This is a genomic window from Aeromonas sp. (genome assembly GCF_050633025.1).
Taxonomy (GTDB): Bacteria; Pseudomonadota; Gammaproteobacteria; order Enterobacterales; family Aeromonadaceae; genus Aeromonas.
The window spans coordinates 39,828-60,211 of record NZ_JBODRQ010000005.1; the positions used below are offsets into that span (position 1 = coordinate 39,828).

General features: G+C 57.6%; 17 protein-coding genes and 1 pseudogene. 12 read left to right on the forward strand and 6 right to left on the reverse strand.

Annotation, left to right across the window (positions count from 1 at the left end):
• Positions 1-4 precede the first annotated feature (4 nt).
• Positions 5-1,300 (reverse strand): sensor domain-containing diguanylate cyclase, encoded by a 1,296-nt coding sequence (locus ACRAUW_RS01415; RefSeq protein ID WP_431360870.1) that lies wholly within the window; start codon positions 1,298-1,300, stop codon positions 5-7.
• A gap of 57 nt (positions 1,301-1,357) precedes the next feature.
• Entirely contained in the window at positions 1,358-1,882 is a 525-nt protein-coding gene (smrB, locus tag ACRAUW_RS01420; RefSeq protein WP_431360871.1) for an endonuclease SmrB, read from the reverse strand.
• A gap of 65 nt (positions 1,883-1,947) precedes the next feature.
• Here smrB and prmB point away from each other — a divergent pair, with 65 nt between their 5' ends.
• Both prmB and aroC read left to right on the forward strand, forming a co-directional pair.
• Entirely contained in the window at positions 1,948-2,883 is a 936-nt protein-coding gene (gene prmB / locus ACRAUW_RS01425) for a 50S ribosomal protein L3 N(5)-glutamine methyltransferase (protein ID WP_058051987.1), read from the forward strand.
• Positions 2,884-2,895: 12 nt separating this feature from the next.
• A complete protein-coding gene (aroC, locus tag ACRAUW_RS01430) occupies positions 2,896-3,984 on the forward strand; it encodes a chorismate synthase (protein WP_431360872.1) in 1,089 nt (362 codons plus the stop codon).
• Between the two features lie 91 nt (positions 3,985-4,075).
• Here aroC and ACRAUW_RS01435 read toward each other — a convergent pair whose 3' ends face one another.
• Positions 4,076-4,891 carry a substrate-binding periplasmic protein gene (locus ACRAUW_RS01435; RefSeq protein ID WP_431360873.1) on the reverse strand — a complete coding sequence of 272 codons (816 nt, stop codon included), beginning with the start codon at positions 4,889-4,891 and terminating at the stop codon, positions 4,076-4,078.
• Positions 4,892-5,231: 340 nt separating this feature from the next.
• Between ACRAUW_RS01435 and ACRAUW_RS01440 the strand changes: the two genes are divergently transcribed.
• Entirely contained in the window at positions 5,232-6,635 is a 1,404-nt protein-coding gene (locus ACRAUW_RS01440) for a DEAD/DEAH box helicase (protein ID WP_431360874.1), read from the forward strand.
• Between the two features lie 501 nt (positions 6,636-7,136).
• Here the strand turns inward: ACRAUW_RS01440 and ACRAUW_RS01445 are convergent.
• The gene (locus ACRAUW_RS01445) at positions 7,137-8,567 is read right to left on the reverse strand and encodes a methyl-accepting chemotaxis protein (RefSeq protein ID WP_431360875.1); all 1,431 of its coding nucleotides are present in this window, start codon (positions 8,565-8,567) and stop codon (positions 7,137-7,139) included.
• A gap of 82 nt (positions 8,568-8,649) precedes the next feature.
• On the opposite strand from ACRAUW_RS01445, the gene ACRAUW_RS01450 reads away from it, so the two are divergent.
• Both ACRAUW_RS01450 and ACRAUW_RS01455 read left to right on the forward strand, forming a co-directional pair.
• A complete protein-coding gene (locus ACRAUW_RS01450; RefSeq protein ID WP_431360876.1) occupies positions 8,650-8,922 on the forward strand; it encodes an acylphosphatase in 273 nt (90 codons plus the stop codon).
• A 15-nt stretch (positions 8,923-8,937) separates the two neighbouring features.
• Positions 8,938-9,804, forward strand: a complete 867-nt coding sequence (locus ACRAUW_RS01455; protein WP_431360877.1) for a CHAD domain-containing protein — start codon at positions 8,938-8,940, stop codon at positions 9,802-9,804.
• A 137-nt stretch (positions 9,805-9,941) separates the two neighbouring features.
• On the opposite strand, the gene metG is transcribed toward ACRAUW_RS01455, so the two are convergent.
• A complete protein-coding gene (gene metG / locus ACRAUW_RS01460) occupies positions 9,942-11,975 on the reverse strand; it encodes a methionine--tRNA ligase (RefSeq protein ID WP_431360878.1) in 2,034 nt (677 codons plus the stop codon).
• A 197-nt stretch (positions 11,976-12,172) separates the two neighbouring features.
• Here metG and apbC point away from each other — a divergent pair, with 197 nt between their 5' ends.
• The 7 genes and pseudogenes from apbC (at position 12,173) to tnpC (ending at position 18,984) form a co-directional block, all read left to right on the forward strand.
• The gene (apbC, locus tag ACRAUW_RS01465; RefSeq protein WP_431360879.1) at positions 12,173-13,255 is read left to right on the forward strand and encodes an iron-sulfur cluster carrier protein ApbC; all 1,083 of its coding nucleotides are present in this window, start codon (positions 12,173-12,175) and stop codon (positions 13,253-13,255) included.
• 110 nt (positions 13,256-13,365) lie between these two features.
• On the forward strand, positions 13,366-14,010 hold the full coding sequence (gene udk, locus ACRAUW_RS01470) for a uridine kinase (protein ID WP_431360880.1): 645 nt from the start codon (positions 13,366-13,368) through the stop codon (positions 14,008-14,010).
• A gap of 63 nt (positions 14,011-14,073) precedes the next feature.
• Complete coding sequence (dcd, locus tag ACRAUW_RS01475; protein WP_025326971.1) at positions 14,074-14,655, forward strand: dCTP deaminase; 582 nt, start codon at positions 14,074-14,076, stop codon at positions 14,653-14,655.
• A 376-nt stretch (positions 14,656-15,031) separates the two neighbouring features.
• Positions 15,032-16,501 (forward strand): inorganic phosphate transporter, encoded by a 1,470-nt coding sequence (locus tag ACRAUW_RS01480; protein ID WP_431360881.1) that lies wholly within the window; start codon positions 15,032-15,034, stop codon positions 16,499-16,501.
• Between the two features lie 241 nt (positions 16,502-16,742).
• Positions 16,743-17,330 carry a tetratricopeptide repeat protein gene (locus ACRAUW_RS01485; protein ID WP_431360882.1) on the forward strand — a complete coding sequence of 196 codons (588 nt, stop codon included), beginning with the start codon at positions 16,743-16,745 and terminating at the stop codon, positions 17,328-17,330.
• A gap of 390 nt (positions 17,331-17,720) precedes the next feature.
• On the forward strand, positions 17,721-18,014 hold the full coding sequence (locus ACRAUW_RS01490; RefSeq protein WP_431360883.1) for an Arm DNA-binding domain-containing protein: 294 nt from the start codon (positions 17,721-17,723) through the stop codon (positions 18,012-18,014).
• Positions 17,899-18,984: pseudogene (tnpC, locus tag ACRAUW_RS01495) on the forward strand (IS66 family transposase). The gene ACRAUW_RS01490 and the pseudogene tnpC overlap by 116 nt, the downstream one beginning before the upstream one ends.
• 4 nt (positions 18,985-18,988) lie before the next feature.
• Here tnpC and ACRAUW_RS01500 read toward each other — a convergent pair.
• Complete coding sequence (locus ACRAUW_RS01500; RefSeq protein ID WP_431360884.1) at positions 18,989-19,606, reverse strand: glutathione S-transferase family protein; 618 nt, start codon at positions 19,604-19,606, stop codon at positions 18,989-18,991.
• Positions 19,607-20,384 lie beyond the last annotated feature (778 nt).

Sequence of the window (20,384 nt, forward strand, 5' to 3'; positions counted from 1 at the left end):
ACCATCAGGTTGACTCCGGCTCCTCTTTGCGGCAGCAGTTGCGCCCCTGCTTTTTGGCCAGATAGAGGGCGGTGTCGGCCCGTCCGATCATCTTTTCCACGCTGTCGTTGCTGCCCTTGTTGGCGCTGATCCCGATGCTGATGGTGAGGGAGACCTCAAGAGTCCCCTCAAGTGCATGGCACTGGGATTCGATGGCGAGCCTGAGCCGCTCGGCACTGGTCCAGGCCAGTTCCAGCGAGGTCTCCGGCAGCAGCACGATAAACTCCTCGCCACCCCAGCGCCCCAGCATGTCCACCTCCCGCAACTGTTTGCCGAGCCGCTTCACCAAGCTCAGGATCGCCAGATCCCCCTGCTGATGGCCAAAGGTGTCGTTTACTTCCTTGAAGTGGTCGATATCGATCAACAGCAGGCTCATTGTGTGACCAAAGCGTTGGCAGCGCTGCATCTCGGCGTTGACCAGCTCGTTGAAGCGGCGCCGGTTGGCAATGCCGGTCAGAGGATCCGTGGTGGCGGCGATCTTCAGCTCTTCCACCAGCCGCGCCCGCTCGGAGATATCCCGCATGATGGCGGTCATCTCGGTGGTCTGGCCCAGATTGATCTTGGCGATGGTCACCTCGAGCGGAAATTCGCAGCCGTTACGGCGCAGCCCCACCACGGAGGCGCGGGCATGCATGGGCCGGGAATTGATGGGGGAGCTGCTGAAGGCTTTGAAATAGGTCTCGTGATTGGCGCGAAAACGCTGCGGCAGCAGGGTCTCCAGCCGTTTGCCAAGATAGCTATCATCGATCCCGAACATTTCGCAGGCAGCGCTGTTGATAAGCTCGATCCGCGATTCACTGCTCACGCTGATGATGCCGTCATAGGCGGAGTTGACCACTGCCTCGAAGCGGCGGCGACTGGTGGTGAGCGCCTCTTCCAGCTGCTTTTTGGCAGTGATATCGATGGCGGTGACGATGATCCGGTTGATCCGTGCCTGCTCGGGGATGATGGGGGAGAGAATAAAGCGCCACCAACTGGTGCGCGACAGGCTGTCGATGGGCAGCTCGCTCTCGAGCCCTGTCTGCATGCGCACACATTCGTGCATTGGCGGCTCGATGGTATTGGTGATGTAGCGGGGAAACATCTCGCTCAGCTGTTTGCCAATGCTGCCAAGGACATCCAGCTCGAACGCCTTGGCAAAGGTATCGTTGGCAGAGACCAGCACAAAGTGATCATCCTTGTCGAGGCTGAACACCGCCACGGCAGCGCCGATGGCGTCGAGAGATGACTTTATGTCGGCATGGGAACCCTGTGTAAACATGCGACCTCCACGGCGAATAACATATTGATATTCAGTATAGTGTGGTCGTTTGGCTAACTACTCTTCGATATCCAGCAACACCAGAATGGCGCTGTCGCCACCCCATTCGCGGGGGGCCTGATGGAAGGCGCGCACATTGGGGTGCTGGGCCAGCCAGCTGGGAATGCGCTGCTTGAGAATATGTTTGCCAATGCCGTGCATCACCGAGGCGACGTGAATGTTCTCTTTCTGGCAGAGGGTGAGCAGGGCGGCCAACTCCTGTTTGGCCTGCTGCTGGTTCATGCCGTGCAGATCGAGATAGATCTCCGGCGGATAACTGCCCCGCTTGAGCTTTTTCAGCTCAAATTTTGACACATCTTCCCGCACGTAACGGGTCGGTCCATCATCGTCGAGATGGGGTTGATACTCATCGCTGAAATAGTGGTCAATCCCAAGCTTTTCGCGGCTTTCACGCTGTTCGCGTTTCTGCTTGACCGGGCGCAACTCGGCCCTTATGGTATCTTGCTTGATTTTCCGGGTACCTTTTATCGCATCGCGAAACAGCAGGGTTTCCTCGTCTGTCGGTGAGGGCGTTTTTTTCATCAGGTACTCGTCTTGCTCGCTGTATAAAATTCTCGGGCCGGATATTACTCGACTTGGAGGTGGATTTGGACAAGATATTTATCGATGAGGTGGTTGCCGAGATGCACACCATCCAGGACATGTTGCGCTGGGCCATGAGTCGTTTCAACGACGCCGGTATCTTCTACGGACATGGTACCGACAACGCCTGGGATGAGGCTGTGCAGCTGGTACTGCCCGCGTTGCATCTGCCGCCGGATGTAGACCCGGCCATGCGCCACTCCCGTCTCACCAGCAGCGAGCGTCACCGCATCGCCGAGCTGATTATCCGCCGGGTACAGGAGCGGGTACCGGCCGCCTACCTGACCAACAAGGCCTGGTATGCCGGTTGGGAGTTCTACGTGGACGAGCGGGTGCTCATTCCCCGTTCCCCCATTGCCGAGATGGTTGCCAACCGTTTCGCGCCCTTCCTCAAACATGAACCGACCCGGATCATGGACTTGTGCACCGGCTCCGGCTGCATCGCCATCATCATGGCTCACGAGTTCCCGGAAGCGGAAGTGGATGCCATCGACATCAGCGTCGATGCACTGAACGTGGCCGAGCGCAACATCAACGATCACGGGCTGGAGCAGCAGGTCATTCCGATCCGCTCCGATCTGTTCCGCGATCTGCCGGCGGGCGACAAGTACGATCTCATCGTCTCCAACCCGCCCTACGTGGATTCCGAAGATATGTCGGATCTGCCGGACGAGTTCCGTCATGAGCCAGAGCTGGCGCTGGCGTCCGGCTCCGATGGTCTCAAGCTGACCAAGCGTCTGCTGGCCCATGCGGCAGATTTCCTCAAGGATAACGGCGTGCTGGTGGTCGAAGTGGGCAACAGCATGATCCATCTGGAAGCCCAGTTCCCCGAGATCCCCTTTACCTGGGTTGAATTCGAAAACGGCGGTCACGGCGTCTTTGTGATGACCCGTGACGAGCTGGTGCAGTATCAGGATCATTTCGCCATCTACAAGAACTAAGCAGGAGCGCGCATGGCAGGGAACAGTTTTGGTCAACTCTTTCGGGTCACTACCTTTGGCGAGAGCCACGGTTTGGCGCTGGGCGCCGTGGTCGATGGTTGCCCGCCGGGGCTGGAGATAAGCGAAGCGGATCTGCAGGGGGATCTGGATCGGCGCAAGCCCGGTACCTCCCGCTACACCACGCCGCGCCGTGAGCCGGACGAGGTGAAGATCCTCTCCGGAGTGTTCGAGGGCAAGACCACCGGCACCTCCATCGGACTGCTCATCGAGAATACCGATCAGCGCTCCAAGGATTACTCCGACATCAAGGATCTGTTCCGGCCGGGTCACGCTGACTACACCTACCACCAGAAGTATGGTCAGCGGGACTATCGTGGCGGTGGTCGCTCTTCTGCACGCGAGACCGCGATGCGGGTGGCTGCGGGGGCGATTGCCAAGAAGTACCTGAAACAGGTGCATGGCATCGAGATCACCGGTTTTCTCTCCCAGCTCGGCCCCATCAAGGCTGAGGCGTTTGACGCGGCGCAGATTGAGCAGAATCCCTTCTTCTTCCCCGATGCGGGCAAGCTGGAAGAGCTCGATCAATACATGCGTGACCTGAAAAAAGAGGGCAACAGTATCGGTGCCAAGGTACAGGTCATCGCGCGCAATGTGCCGGTGGGCCTGGGTGAGCCGGTGTTTGACCGCCTCGATGCCGACATCGCCCATGCCATGATGGGCATCAATGCGGTGAAAGGGGTGGAGATCGGTGACGGCTTTGCGGTGGTGGAGCAAAAAGGCTCCGAGCACCGTGACGAGATGACTCCGGCCGGGTTTGCCAGCAACCATGCGGGCGGCATTCTGGGTGGCATCTCATCCGGGCAGGATATCGTGGTGAGCATGGCGCTCAAGCCTACCTCCAGCATCACGGTACCGGGCAAGACCATCACCACCGAGGGTGAGGCTACCGAGATGATCACCAAGGGGCGCCACGATCCGTGCGTCGGCATCCGTGCCGTGCCCATCGCCGAGGCGATGCTGGCGCTGGTGCTGATGGATCATCTGCTGCGTCACCGCGCCCAGAATCAGGGCGTATTGACCCAGACGCCGCAACTGCGCTGATCGGCATAACGACCAACTGGCGGATCAACTCTTGATTGGCCAGCATGAAAAAGGCGATCTTTTGGTCGCCTTTTTGTTTTGTCTGTTCGGGTTAATGCAGCGGGGGCTCATCGCCATCGGGGGCGGCGCTCAGGCGGCATGTGGGGGGAGGAAAGTTGCGAGCGGTTTTGGGCAGGGTGGCGATCGCCTTGTCGATGCTGACGAGCTGCTCATCGCTGATGCTCTCTTTGGCAAACATCAGGCTGACCGGCTGGTGGTGGAGCAGCAATTGGCAGCTGATAAAACCGGTGGCGCCGAGCTGGTCGAGGCGATAACGGGCGTATTGCCACTCCATGATGACACCGTCGAGGCGGCGGGCGAGCAGCAGATCGATCAGCCGGTAGTCGGCGTTGTACTCGGTTACCTCCTTGAGTGCCGGGCAGTTCTCCAACTGCTGCATCGGGCGGGTGCCGCGCAGCTTGCCGATCTTGAGCCCCCTGGCGTTGCACAGCGCAGAGAGGGTCGGGTAACCGGCCCAGCGATCCTGCTGGCCGGGAATGGGATCGTTGCTGAGCAGCACGTAGGCGCTGTGGCGATAGGGGGCGGAGAAGCGGGCGTATTGCTTGCGCTCCGGCAGTGCCAGCGCGCCCATAGCTACATCAAGTTGGCCATGCTCCACCAGATGGAGTGCCCGCGCCCAGGGGATCTCGCGAAATTTGGGGGCAAAGCCGGCCTGAGTGAGGATCTGGCGGGTCAGGTTGATATCGAGCCCTGCCAGTTCCCCTTTATTGTTGAGCTGACTGAAGGGGGGCCAGTGGCTCCAGGCTACGGTGAGAACCGGCTTGTCGGCTTGTGCCGGCATCATCCACAACAGCAGCAGGGCAAGCCAGAGTGGCCAGCTGATGGGAAAGCCTGATCGCTTCTTCATATAAACCTCATCATCCCAGATCTTTTTGATCTCCGTGCCTTGCTGACAATAGAGTGTTTTTATTATGTCTGATGTTAATAGGGCAGTGGTAAAAGATCGGGTAAACGGGAGCAATTGGGGCAGGTAAGTCGGGATTTTATCCTTGTGCTGGGAGGAACATCACATTTTTCTCGTTTCTCCCCAATAACTCCGTTAGACTGCACCCCTATTCTTTCCCCTTTGCTCTGCTCCCCGGGGAAATCGTTGTGTTCTCAACAGGCCCGAGTCTGGCGAGATGGCATCGGCTCAGCAGAGGAGCCCCATCCCGGATTGTCGGCGCCCCTATCCCTAGCAGGTAACTATGAGTTTTACTTCCCTCGGTCTGGCCGAACCCTTGTTGCGTGCCGTTGCCGAACAAGGCTACGACACCCCGTCTCCCATTCAGCAACAAGCGATCCCCGCCGTTCTGGCTGGCCGCGATCTGATGGCGGCGGCCCAAACAGGGACCGGCAAGACCGCAGGCTTTACCCTGCCGATGCTGCAACGTCTGATGGAGAGCAAACGCAAGGTCTCTCCGAACCGCGTCCGCGCGCTGGTACTGACCCCGACGCGCGAGCTGGCCGCCCAGGTGGGCGAGAGCGTGCGTAACTACGGCAAACACCTGCCAATGCGCAGCCACGTGGTGTTCGGCGGCGTCAGCATCAATCCGCAGATGATGGCGACTCGCCGTGGTCTGGACGTGCTGGTGGCCTGTCCCGGCCGCCTGATTGATCTTTACAACCAGAACGCCGTCAAGTTCGACGAAGTGGAGATCCTGGTACTGGACGAAGCGGATCGAATGCTCGACATGGGCTTTATCCGCGACATCCGCCGTATCCTGGCTCTGATGCCGAAGAAGCGTCAGAACCTGCTCTTCTCCGCCACCTTCGCCGATGAAATTCGCGAGCTGGCTACTGGCCTGCTGGACAACCCGGCAGTGATCGAAGTCGCCCCGCGCAACAGCACCGCCGAGCGTATCGAGCAGCTGGTGCACCCGTGCGACAAGGCCAACAAGATTGCCCTGCTGAGCCACCTGATCTCCAGCAACAACTGGCAGCAGGTGCTGGTCTTTACCCGAACCAAGCACATCGCCAACCGCGTTGCCGAGAAGCTTGAAAAAGACGGCATCAGTGCCGCCGCCATTCACGGCAACAAGAGCCAGGGTGCCCGTACCCGCGCACTGGCCGGCTTCAAGGATGGCAGCGTGCGCGTGATGGTCGCGACCGACATCGCCGCCCGTGGTCTGGATATCGACAAGCTGCCGCAGGTAGTGAACTTCGAGCTGCCGAACGTTGCGGAAGATTACGTACACCGTATCGGTCGTACCGGTCGTGCCGGTGCTGCCGGTCACGCCATCTCTCTGGTTGCGGCCGATGAAGGGAAGCTTATCAAGGCCATCGAGCGTCTGACCAAGCAGAACATCCCCTGCGAGCAGGTGCCCGGCTTCGAAGCGTCCCGCGAGACCCTCGACAACATCGCCCGTGGGATCGGCGCGCCGCTGCGCAAAGAGCCCCGTGATCCGAGCGAGCAGCGCCGTGCACCGCGTCCGCAAGGTCAAGGCCAACGTCAGGGTGCCGCTCGCTCCGGCAACAACGGTGGCAACGCAGGCGCTAACCGCTCCGGCAACGGCGGCAAGCCCAAGCCCCAGGGTGGTCAGCGTCCGGCTGATGGCGCCGCCAAGCCGGCTCAGGCCCGTCGTCCCCGTCGCGCCAGCCATAACCAGTAAGGGCAAGGAGAGCCACTTTTCCGCTCTGAACGGTTAAACGAAAAGCCCTGCCATATCGGCAGGGCTTTTTTATTTCTGCTTTTGCAGATCCGCCTTTGGCTGATCCGCGAAGGGGGTAGGGAGAATGCGGATGGTTTTCATGAAATAGTTCAGCGGTGGGGCTAGGGTATTTATAGGTAAAAATGGTGTGTATCCAGATCACGTGCTCTATGGCATCCCGTTTTTCGCAGGATCCCTTGCTAGATAAAAGCCCTACCGCTTTGGCGTATTGCAGGTCAGTTTAGGGAATTTGAGTGTCGGTTTGCGAGGATGATGGCCAACGAGTGAGGGAGGCATAATGCCTCCCTCTTCTAATTGCAAGGCCACTGAGGGCAAGTGGAAGCAGCAGTAACTCGGTCATGATTGAGTCGTGTCCAAAACTCAACATTGTGAATATGTACTCACACAACTGCCGAATTGTTTGACATTAGCCCATGAGATGGCTTCTGTTCGCGACAAGGGTCAGAGCGTGATCCCCTTGAGTGCCTGGGTCAGCTCGTTGGCAGTGGCTTTGAGCCCCTGAGTGCCGGCTACCGAGGCGCTGGCGGACTCCTCCACCTGCGCCGCTTCATGGCGCACCTGATCCAGATTGTGGGTGATCTCGGCGGCGACCGAGCTCTGCTCTTCGCTCGAGGTGGCGATCTGGGTGCTCATCTCCAGCACCGCATCGCTGTGGTTGCTCAGCTTCTCTATATCGAGCCCCACCTCGCTGATGAGCTGCTGGCTGCTGGCGGCACGCCCCACGGTTTTCTCCATGATCTCGTTCAGCGCCCCGGTACCGGTCTGCAGCTCCTCGATCATCTGCTGGATCTCGACCGTTGCCTGCTGGGTACGGCTGGCGAGGGTACGCACTTCATCCGCCACCACAGCAAAGCCGCGCCCCTGCTCACCGGCACGGGCCGCTTCGATGGCGGCGTTGAGGGCCAGCAGGTTGGTCTGCTGGGAGATAGCGTTGATGACGTTGACCACCTCGTTGATTCGGTTGGCGTTGTGGGTCAGGCGCTCGACCGCGCCGGAGGCGTTGCCAATCTCATCGGCCAGGGTGCGGATCGCCTCTATGGTGCGGGCTACCCGGTTGGCGCCATTGGCCGCCTCTTCGCTCGACTGGCGGGTCTGCTGCAGGGTGTCGTTGGCATTGCGCGCCACTTCGCGGATCGCTGCCGACATCTGCTCCATGGCGGTGGCCAGTGAATCCATGTGCTGGCGCTGGGAACGCGCCATAGCCTCGCCTTCGCGGGCATGGTCACGAAACTCGTCGGCGGCCATGGTCAGCGCTTCGGCAGACTCTTCCACCAGCTTGACGATCTGGTGCTGGCGCTCGGTAAAGCGGTCGATGCTGCCAGCTAGGGTGGAGAACTCGTCCCGCACCGGGAAGAAGTTGAGACGGAAGGTGAGATCCCCGTCCGCCACTGTTTGCAGCGCCTTGTTGGTGGAGTAAAGCGCACCGGAGACAAAAGTCATCATGTAGTGGATCACCAACGCCATCAGGGCGGCCAACGCGCCGATCAAGGTGAGCGTGGTGCCCTGATCATCCCACATTGAGAACGTACTGGTGTCGAGCTCGCCGGTCACATAGCCAGCCTGACCCGCTGGCGCTGTGAAGCGGTAGCGGTCGCCCTGTTGCTCGAGCCCGCTCACTCCTTGTGGCTGGAGGCGCAGATCGGCTGGCAGAGTGAGCGTTGGCTGCTGGCTGACCATTTGTGCGGTGGTATCGACCCGTTGTTGCAACTGCTCAATCTTGAGTTTTATCTCCTGATCGTGGCTGTTTGCCAGCAGATACCAACTGAGAAAAGCGATGATCAGCAGGGGAAGCCAGAAGGCGATATGGAATTTTTCACTGATGGTGAGGTGAATGAGATAGCGGTCAACCCACCGGAATTTAACTTCTTTCATAATGGAGCTGCATCCTGCAGAGATAGAGTGTCGGGCACATTATCGTCTCGGGAATTTTTTTCTTAAGCAGAAGGTGTGAGAAATGGGAGAGCAATCGTTTGTTATTCGGGTGTGGGGGCAGGTGCAGGGGGTGGGATTTCGCTATTTCACCCGTGAGCGGGCGCTGCAACTGGGTTTACGGGGCCATGCCTACAACCTGGAGGATGGCTCGGTGGAGATCCTCATCAGCGGCCCCGCGCAGGGGGTGCAGATGATGCTGGGTTGGCTGGAGCATGGCCCGCGCACCGCTAGGGTGACCCGGATGGAGTATGAAGAGGCGTTGCCGCCCATCGGTCAGGGCTTTCATACCAACTGAAGGGGCGGGGACGAAATGGACGCTGACAAGGACGGTCTGTTGCTGATTCAGGCAACAAGCTGGGTCGCCCGTTATCAGGAGGCGGCGCGGGCGGTGCGCGAAGAGGCCTGCGAACCGGCCGTGCATAGCTATCGCATCGCGGCGCGCCGCCTGCTGGCGCTGCTCGCCCTGTGGCGGTCACTCATCTATCACCCCGAGCTGGAGCGGCGTCTGCTGCGCTCGGTCGGGCGGCTCTCGGCGCTGCGGGATGCTCAGGTCTACGCCGATCGTTTTGGCAAGCCGCCTGCCAGCACGGGCAATACCCACAAATCGGCTTGTCGCGTGCCTCTGTTGTCGCGGCGACTGGCCCGCTGGCTTGCGGCGGTGGCGCAGGTGCAGGATGCGCGGGCATTGGCGTTCCTCTATCAACAGCATCTGGCCCTGCGCCTTGATGAGGCGCAGAGCGCTCTCGATGAACCTATTCCCTGCCTTGGGAAATCTGCCAGCTCCCGTCAGCAACAGTTGCGCCGCTGGCATCGGCTGCGCCTCGAGATCAAGCAGGCCCGTTATGGCGTGGAACTGTTGCTGGATCTGGGCAGTGGAGATCCCGGCTGGTTGAGCACTCTGACTCACTGGCAGGAGCGACTCGGCCAGTTGCAGGATTGGCGTCAATGGTGGCGGAGGTTGCGAGCAGAGCAGGGGAACACCCGCAAGCAGACGAAACTGCGGCAGCAGTTGAAGGGGAAGATCACCACCCGTTTGCGTCAACTGGACTGCCAGCAGGCGGAGCTGGTGGCGCTCAAATTGGCGATGCTGGCAGGCCACAACATGAATGACATGCCAAGTCGGCTGGTCAGGTATTCAGAACAAAATGTATCGCCCGCGAATCCCTGTTGTGGATAGCCCCGAGACCGCAATCTGTGGAAGTCATCCGCAACCAGCATCTACAAAAACTATCCAGGCCAAACAGCTGAGACAAAAAAAGAGAGGCCGTTTGGCCTCTCTTCTCTATCTGGCGGTGGTCGCAGTCAGCGATGCGCTTACTTGACGCGCATGCCCGGCTGGGCGCCTTCCTGCGGCTCCAGGATCCAGAGATCCTTGCCGCCCGGGCCTGCGGCCAGCACCATGCCTTCGGACATGCCGAAACGCATCTTGCGCGGGGCCAGGTTGGCCACCATCACGGTCAGCTTGCCTTCCAGATCTTCCGGGTTGTAGGCGGACTTGATACCGGCAAACACCTGACGGGTTTCGCCGCCGATATCCAGTTGCAGCTTGAGCAGCTTCTCGGCTTCCGGTACCGCTTCGGCCTTCTTGATCAGTGCCACCCGCAGGTCAATCTTGGCAAAGTCGTCATAGCTGATGGTTTCGCTGATGGGGTCATCAGCCAGCGGACCGGTCACTTTCGGTGCCTGCTCCTTGGCCAGGTCTTCCTTGGAGGCCTCGATCATGGCTTCAATCTTCGCCGGCTCGATGCGGGAGAAGAGGGCCTTGAACGGCGCAACGGTATGGCCGACCAGCGGCATTTCGATGCCATCCCAGCTGAGGGTTTCGGCCAGGAAGGCTTCGGCACGCTCGGCCAGCAGCGGCATGACGGGCTTGAGGTAGGCCATCAGCACTCGGAACAGGTTGATACCGACGGAGCAAACCGCTTGCAGCTCGGCGTCAGCCCCTTCCTGCTTGGCGATAACCCAGGGAGCCTTGTCATCCACATAGCGGTTGGCCTTGTCGGCCAGCGCCATGATCTCGCGGATGGCGCGGCTGAACTCGCGGCTCTCATAGGCTTCGGCAATGGCGGTACGGGCATTGGCGAATTCGGCGTAGAGCTCGGGCTCGGCGCAGGTTGCTGCCAGCTTGCCGCCAAAGCGCTTGGCAATAAAGCCGGCGTTGCGCGACGCCAGGTTAACCAGCTTGTTGACCACGTCGGCGTTGACGCGCTGCACGAAATCTTCGAGGTTCAGGTCCAGATCATCGATGCGGCTGTTGAGCTTGGCGGCGTAGTAGTAACGCAGGCACTCCGGATCCAGGTGGTTCAGGTAGGTGGATGCCTTGATAAAGGTGCCCTTGGACTTGGACATCTTGGCGCCGTTGACGGTCACATACCCGTGCACGTTGACCTTGGTCGGCTTGCGGAAGTTGGCACCTTCCAGCATGGACGGCCAGAACAGGCAGTGGAAGTAGGCGATATCTTTACCGATGAAGTGGTATAGCTCGGCGTTGGAGTCCGCTTTCCAGTAGCTGTCAAAGTCGATGTCGCCACGCTTGTTGCACAGGTTCTTGAAAGAGGCCATGTAGCCGATCGGGGCATCGAGCCAAACGTAGAAGTACTTGCCCGGTGCGCTGGGAATTTCAAAACCGAAGTAGGGGGCGTCACGGGTGATGTCCCACTGCTGCAGGCCGCTTTCGAACCACTCCTGCATCTTGTTGGCCATCTCTTCCTGAATGGCGCCGGAGCCGCGCACCCACTCAGAGAGCCATTTTTCAAACTGCGGCAGGTCGAAGAAGAAGTGCTCGGAGTCCTTCATTACCGGAGTGGCACCGGAGACGGCAGATTTCGGATCGATAAGCTCAGTCGGGCTGTAGGTGGCACCGCAGCTGTCACAGTTGTCGCCATACTGCTCCGGAGACTTGCACTTGGGGCAGGTCCCCTTGACGAAGCGGTCCGGCAGGAACATCGATTTTTCCGGATCGAACAGCTGGGAGATGGTGCGGCTCTTGATAAAACCACCATTTTTCAGGCGGCCATAGATAAGCGTGGCCAGCTCGCGGTTTTCGTCGCTGTGGGTGGAGTGATAGTTGTCAAAGCTGATGTTGAACCCGGCGAAGTCGGCCTGGTGCTCCTTGGAGACAGCGGCAATCATCTCTTCCGGGGTGATCCCCATTTGCTGTGCCTTGAGCATGATCGGGGTGCCGTGGGCATCATCGGCACAGATGAAGTGCACCTGATGACCGCGCATTCGCTGATAACGAACCCAGATATCGGCCTGGATGTGTTCCAGCATGTGGCCAAGATGGATGGAGCCATTGGCATAGGGGAGGGCGCAGGTTACCAGCATTTTACGAGGATCAGTTGCCATATTACGTTCTTGATGTGCTTGTTTGGATGATAGAGTGCCGTGCATGTTACCCGAATAGGGGGTAGCCTGCCTAGGGTTGTGGCTGTGCCGGGCTTGGCCGGATGCACCATCTGTACCGCAGGCAACCCACTGATTTGTGTGCGGTAACCGTTCACCTCAAGATAATGAGAAGATAATGACAAGATAATGAGGAGTTAATGGTGATTGATTCAGTAAAACAGATCCTCGCCGAATTTAAGCCAGCAGGTTGGCACAAGGATCTGGTGGATGCCGGATTCGTTCGCGAGATCATCAATCAGGGTCAGGGGCTCACTATCCGGCTGGTATTGCCGTTTGCCGGTCTCTCGCTGCTCGATCAGCTCAAAGAGAACTACGATGCCAGGCTGCGCAGCGCCACCGGTGCCGCCCGTATCGACTGGGCACTGGAGATTGACGTCGCCAGCATGCCGCGGGCGCAGGGCCTCAATGCCGTGCAGGGCATTCGCAACATCATCGTGGTCGCCTCCGGCAAGGGGGGGGTGGGCAAATCCACCACTGCGGTCAACCTGGCGCTGGCCCTGCAAAAAGAGGGGGCGCGGGTCGCCATTCTCGATGCCGATATCTATGGCCCTTCCATTCCCACCATGATGGGTACCCTCAAGGAGCACCCAGTCAGCCATGACGGCAAGCTGATGGAGCCGGTGATGGCCTGTGGCCTCAAGAGCAACAGTATCGGTTATCTGGTGGCCGAGCAGGATGCCACCATCTGGCGCGGCCCGATGGCGAGCAAGGCGCTGGCGCAGATCCTCCATGAGACCCGCTGGGGCGAGGTGGATTATCTGGTGGTAGACATGCCGCCGGGTACTGGCGACATCCAACTCACCATGGCCCAGCAGGTGCCCACCTCGGCGGCGGTGATCGTCACCACCCCGCAAGATGTGGCGTTGGCCGATGCCCGCAAGGGGATCGCCATGTTCAACAAGGTCAATGTGCCGGTGCTTGGCATCATCGAGAACATGAGTTACCACGTCTGCAGCGCCTGCGGTCACCATGAGCCGTTGTTTGGTACTGGTGGCGGCCAGAAGATGGCAGAGCAGTATCAAGTGGCGCTGCTTGGCCAGTTGCCGCTGCACATCGACATCCGCCAACACATGGATGATGGCTGCCCGACGGTGTTCGGCGCACCGGAAGGAAGCCTCGCTCAGGCCTATTTGAAGCTGGCACGCAGGGTTGGGGCTGAACTCTTTTTCAGCGCAAAACCGATTGCGACCCCCCTCTATGCCATAGCGCTGGATGAATAATCGGCGGTCGGTCACTTGAAAGGGAATTGAGGGTGGGAATGACCCACCCTTTTTTATATAATGGATCGGTTTAAACCATCCCCACTGCTCTTCTCTTTTAGGTATTTGTCATGTCTGATACTCAACATTCGTGTGTGATCATCGGTATTGCGGGCGCATCTGCGTCTGGCAAAAGTCTTATAGCCCAGACCATTTATGAAGAGCTTGTGGCCGAACTGGGCGCAGGTCAGATTGGTGTGATCACCGAAGATTGCTACTACCGTGATCAGACCCACATGACCATGGAAGAACGGGTCAAGACCAACTATGACCACCCTAATGCGTTGGATCACGATCTGCTGGTGCAGCACCTGAGCCAGCTGGTCAAAGGTGACGCGGTTGCCATCCCCCAGTACTCCTATACCGAACACACCCGGATGAGCGACGTGACCCCGTTTGCGCCGCGCCGGGTGATCATTCTGGAAGGGATCTTGCTGCTGACCGACAGCCGTCTGCGGGATCTGATGGATGCCTCCATCTTCATGGATACCCCGCTCGACATCTGCCTGCTGCGTCGTCTGGTGCGTGATGTGCAGGAGCGTGGCCGTACCATGGACTCCGTACTCAAGCAGTATCAGAAGACGGTGCGTCCGATGTTCCTGCAGTTCATTGAGCCGTCCAAACAGTATGCCGATGTGATCGTGCCCCGTGGTGGCAAGAACCGCATCGCCATCGACATGCTCAAGGCGCGTATCCGCCACATGTTGATTGGTTAAGATGAAACAAGCCGGGTGATGCCCGGCTTTTTTAAAAGCACAATTTGTCAGGAGAGTCGCCCAATGCGTCTGTGTGATACCGATATTGAACGCCATCTGGATGAAGGCAAGATAGTCATTGAGCCACGGCCTGGGGTAGAGCGGATCAGTGGTGTCAGTGTCGATGTGCTGTTGGGTAACGAGTTTCGTGTGTTTCGCGATCATACCGCGCCCTATATCGACCTGAGTGGCCCGAGCAGCGAGATGGCCGATGCCATCGACCGGGTGATGAGTGACGAGATCCACATCCCCGATGGTGAAGCCTTCTATCTGCACCCGGGTCAGCTGGCGCTGGCGGTGACCTACGAATCCGTCACCCTGCCTGCCGATATCGTCGGCTGGCTTGATGGCCGCTCTTCACTGGCGCGGCTGGGTCTGATGGTGCACGTGACGGCGCACCGGATCGATCCGGGTTGGTCCGGTCGCATCGTGCTGGAGTTCTACAACGGCGGCAAACTGCCGCTGGCGCTGCGTCCGAAGATGAAGATCGGCGCCTTGAACTTCGAAATGCTCTCGGGCGCTGCTGCTCGCCCCTACAACAAGCGGGAAAATGCCAAGTACAAGAGCCAGCAGGGTGCCGTTGCCAGCCGCATCAATCAGGACTGATTACAGGCCGCACAGCAACGATTCGAGGGAGCAGAAGGTGCTCCCTTTTTGCATATGGAAGCAAACGGGTATGGCATTGGTGATCTAGTCGGATGAGTTCGGCGGGAGTGGTACGTTTTATCACCATTCCAGCCCATTTTTCTGTCATAAAAGTGTCATAAAAATGAAATTTTTGGTCTGATAATGAGCGTTTATTCTCTTCTTTTCCAATCGCCGATGGCTTTAATTAATCAATGGCAAGTCGCATAAATGCTGGCTATAGGATATTTTTTTCCAAAAAGCTCTTTTTTTTTATGGCTGAAATATTTCAAGGGTGGCTATGGTGTGGGCCGCCATCTGGCATAATCCGCCGCAACTCATAAACAGGCTTTTTTTTATGTTTGAAATGTTTAGTGGTTTGGGTTTGTGGTGGTCAATCGGTTTGGTATTGGCCGTTTTTTTTGTGCTTGCCTATGAATTTATCAACGGCTTTCACGATACCGCCAACGCGGTAGCAACGGTTATTTATACCAAGGCGATGCCAGCTCACCTGGCGGTCGTTGCATCGGGGATCTTCAACTTTTTTGGCGTCATGTTCGGCGGTCTCGGTGTGGCTTATGCCATCGTTCATTTGCTGCCCATCGACCTGCTACTTGGGATGGACTCCTCCCAAGGATTGATCATGGTCTTCTCCTTGCTGTTTTCCGCCATTGTGTGGAATCTGGGTACCTGGTTCTTCGGGATCCCGGCCTCCAGTTCACATACCTTGATCGGTTCCATTCTGGGGGTAGGCGGCGCCTATGCCTGGATCAGCCATAAACCGGTGACACAGGGGATCAACGTAGGTAAAGCGATCGATATCATGCTTTCCCTCATCATCTCTCCCACCATAGGTTTCGTCATCGCGGCGCTGCTGCTGCTGGCGATGAAGCGCATCTGGACCAGCAACAAGATCCACAAAACGCCGGAAGAGCGTCAACTGGTGGATGGCAAGAAACACCCTCCATTTTGGGCGCGTCTGACTCTGGTTGCCTCGGCCATGGGCGTCAGCTTCGTGCATGGCTCCAACGATGGCCAGAAGGGCATCGGTCTGGTGATGCTGGTGCTGATCTGTATGGCGCCAGCCTATTTCGCGCTGGACATGAACAGCCGCTCTTATGATCTGGACCGGACTCAGGATGCCAACCATCGCATCATGGAGATCTATCAGCGCAACCAGCCCGCCCTCGCGGATATTATCAACTTCTCTGCTCCTACAACGGCTCAGGAAGAGCTGATGACCCACTGCTCCGCCGATAGCGCGTTGCAGGTGATGGCCACCCTGGATGCCCGTCTGGGTGCTGTGCGCACTTATGACGAATTGAGCCTGACTGATCGCCGCGAAGTTCGTCGTCTGCTGCTCTGTATCGATGACACCGCCCGCAAGGTCGCCAAGTTGCCGCTGCCGGCCAAGGAATTGACTGATCTGGCCAAATGGCGCAAAGATCTGACCGCCACCGCTGAATACGCACCGACCTGGGTGATCGTCTCCATCGCACTGGCGCTCGGTTGTGGCACCATGGTGGGCTGGCGTCGTATCGTCCATACAGTGGGCGAGAAGATAGGCACCACCGGCATGACCTACAGTCAGGGCATTGCAGCCCAGATCACGGCTGCGACTTCTATCGGCGTCGCCAGCCTGACAGGCATGCCAGTGTCCACCACCCATATTCTCTCTTCTGCGGTGGCGGGTACCATGATTGCCAACAAAGCTGGCCTGCAGAGCCAAACCATCAAGACGATCCTGATGGCCTGGATATTGACCCTGCCGATGACCATGCTGCTTTCAGGCGGCTTGTTCATCATCAGCCATCATCTGTTTGGTTGATCTGTCGCACTCATAACAGGTTTCGTGATGCCGATGCCGCCCGGTCAACAGATCGGGCGGTATTTTTTGTGGCTATGCCATAGTTGCACCGTGCTATCTGCCCCTGCTGTCGCACTTCTGACACTTGGCTGTGGTCATCACTCACCGATGTTCAATTGCATCGGCAGGGCATCTTTGACTTGATCCGGTGACTACATTTCATATAAATAAAAGAAATGCGAACTTGATCACGGCAATTTTCATGAGCCCCACTATTTCCCGTTGGCTGTTTATCGGCCTGCTTGCCTTGGTTATCTGGCGCCTGCTCCCGCTCTCTACCGCGCAGGAGATGGCTGCGGCCAACCGTGCTTGGCGCACTGGTCATTTTGATGAGGCCACCCGGATCTGGTCGCCGCTGGCCGAGCAAGGGCAACCAAGGGCACTGGCGCTGATGGGCTGGAGCTATGAAGTGGGGCAGGGGAACGAGCAGGATATCCATCAGGCCATCACGCTCTATCGTCAGTCGGCGCAGGCGGGTGATCCTTTTGGCCAATATCGGTTGGCGGATGCCTATTTGCGTGGCGCTGGGGTCAAGCGGGATCTGCGTCAAGCCTTTCGCTGGATGGAGCTTGCTGCTCGCAATGGTGACGTCCCCGCCATGCTGAAAGTCGGCGTACTTCATCTGATGGGGGTCAGCGGCAGAGTCGACCTGCCTCAGGCGAAACAGTGGCTCTATCAGGCGGCACAAAAGGGCAACAAGCTGGCGCTTCAGGTGCTGCAAGAGCTGGCGCTGGCAGAGGAGGGGAGCAGTGACTTTGACTTCAACTGGCAGCCGCTGCTTGCTGAATAGTCGGAAAGCGACTCATTTGGGCCCATAAAATATCTGCAAATCCGATACAGCGCGCCTGAGTTTTGATAGCATGGGGCCGTTTTGGCTTGGTTTGTCACGTTTAGACATGCTGTTTACGTGTCAGGCCGTCTTCGCAAAGTGCTGTGGAGAACCAGAACATCACCCATTTCGAATTTATTTTCCATCCCGCATGTGACCTTTGGTAGTAGTCACCACTCCCGATAAATCCTGTTTATTTCCATTTTTTTTAGCACTCTAACTCATTGTTTTTTTTAACGATGAAAGTGCCATTTCTGTTCCAAGCTGTTCAAGTTGGCTCTGCCTTGTGTATTTAAAATTGTGTACCAAAGTGTGTACCATGGACACAGTACACAAGGCGAGAACAGTGCCATGGCATTGAGTGACGTAAAGCTTCGCAAGATTGCTGGTAAACCATATGACGGGCCTAATGAATTGCCGGGCGGACAGGGGCTGTCTGCCCGCATCAGCCCATCCGGGAATATCAGCTTTCAGTATCGGTACCGGCACGGCCAGCGGGCCCGCAGGATGTCACTCGGTTCTTATGGTGATGTCACTCTCAAGGAGGCGCGTGAGCGCCATGCCGAAGCGCTTCGTCACCGAGCATCAGCTGTTTCGCTCCACCTGTACCCGGTGCATTCACACGGTGGATGCTGCACTGCCTGACTCGGTCAGCGACACTCAGATGGGCCCGAACCTGCTCAGTTATATCGCGCTGCAAAGTGGTCAGTTCCATCAGAGCGTCAGCCAGATACAACAGCAACTGAAGCAACACTTTGGTCTGGTTTTTAGTCGCGGGGCCATCAGCGAAGCACAAGGGCGGGTCAGTGCGATGCTGACGCCGAATCACCAAGCCATCAAGCATCAGGTCCAGTCGGCCTCACTTATCCACGCCGACGAGACCCGCCATCAACGGGGTGGTGAGTGGCGCTGGATGTGGATGGCTCTGAGCAAGATAGCAGTCTGCTTCATGACCGCCTACGGCCGTGGTATCGATGCCGCCAAGCGTCTGCTGGGGTCAGAGTTGGCCGGCGTGCTGGTGACGGACCAGTATGCTGGCTACCGGTTTGTCGATGCGGATCCGCGCCAACTCTGTTGGGCCCATGTGCTTCGCAATGTGGTCGCCATCGCCCAAAGTGGTGAGCAGGTTAATCAGTCCATCGGCGCCAGGTTGGTACTGCTGGCCAACAGTGTCTTTCGGGTTCGCCATCGCTATGAGAATGGGGCCTTGAGCAGAGAGCGCTATCAACACCGGCTCAGGCGTTATCGGCAGAGCTGGTTAAAGCAGTGAGAGCAAGGAGGGCTGCTTTGCTCGAAGCGCTATCGGGGGCGCTGCGAGTGGCTCATCAAGGATGACGAGATGCTGTGGCGGTTTATGAGTGATGACGATATTCCGCTGACGAATAATGAGGCCGAGCGAGCGCTGCGCGGCTATGTGCTGTGGCGCAAAGGGAGCTACGGCGTGTGCTCACATCGTGGTGAGTTGTTTCGCCAGCGTATCCTGTCGTTGGTGGAGACAGCCAAACGCTTGGCTTGTTGCCCCCAGGAGTGGCTGCGCGCCATCGTTCGGGCTTGCATCGAGAAAACGGATTACCCCATCCCAGCCGAATTGTCTGCGTCAAGCTCCTGCCGGTGAACGGTTACTTGGCCAGTGCCTTGGCGACCGCCGGACGGCTCAGCATGCGATGATAATGATCGGCAACCTTGGGGAATTCACTGATCTCGACCCCATCGCTTTTCAGCCAGCCCGCGACCACGAACAGATAGATGTCCGCCACGCTGAACTGCTCGCCCTGCACCCAGGGGCCTGCCAGATAGTGCTGCTCAATCTGGGCAAAGCCATCGCGCATATTGCTGGCGACTTTCTGCTGCATAGCAGCAATGGCCTGCTCGTCATCGGCCCAGCGGTTGCCACGGCGACCGTGGGCGTGGGAGACATGCACGGTGGAGGCGAGGAAGCTGTTAACCTCCTGCATGCGGGCCAGCAGGAACGGGTTGTCCAGCGGCGCCAGCTTGGCTGCGGGGAAGCGCTGCGCCACATAGAGCAGCAGTGCCGGGGTCTCGGTCAGGGTGCCCTGCTCGGTGATAAGGGCAGGCACCCGTCCTTTGGGGTTGATGGCGAGGTATTCGGGCGAACGCTGCTCACCGGCAGCCAGATTGAGCTGGCGGGCAGTAAACGGAGTATTCGCCTCCAGCAGGGCAATCTGCACGGCCATGGCACAGGTGCCGGGAGCGAAAAAGAGGGTCAGATCGGACATGAATACTCCTGATTGGCTCAGGCCACCCGCGATATCGGCGAAAGATTGCTTCGCGGAACACCACGGGCAGTCATGAAAAAAGAGAGGGGGCAACGTTTGCCCCTCAGCCAATCTACACCCCTAAGGGGTAATGAAAAAGCGCAGAATTAATCGGCTTTGGTCGCCATGTTCTTTTCCTGTTCTTGAACGATGCGATCGTTATCAGCAATACCCGCTGCTCCAGTCACTACTACATATCCTCTCTTCGTTCGTCTTACAAGACTGATTTTTATAAAAAATAAATGACGTCAGCCAGATAAAATTTGCTGACTGAAATGGTTTGCGTTTGATACCCTATTTATCAGGATCTCTATGTTTTTAATGGCTTGAGACCAGCCTTTTCTTTAATCCAGTTATAAAGCTGCGTGCAAGGAGCGCCCCCCCTTCTGTAGCCATCCAGAAGATGAAAGAGAAGAATATGGACACTAATAAAGGAAGAAGTAAAGGTTTTACATATTTGTATTATGAACCAAGTAGATTAGGGTAGGGCTTTGCAATGTCAGCTTTTTTAGATGTATTAAAAATGAGTTTGATATATACAAAACAGGCGTTCGTTATAAAGTGGAACATTTCTGTACAAAAATAATTATGCGTTATTGGAGGTTTTTGTGAAAGTTGAATTCAAAGAAGGAAGTGATAATATAACCATTTTTGAAAATGGTGTGCTTTTGCTAGAAATTGAAAAGCAAGATAAAAATTCATCTGAATTGGCCTACTATTCTGAGGATTTCACTGAAGA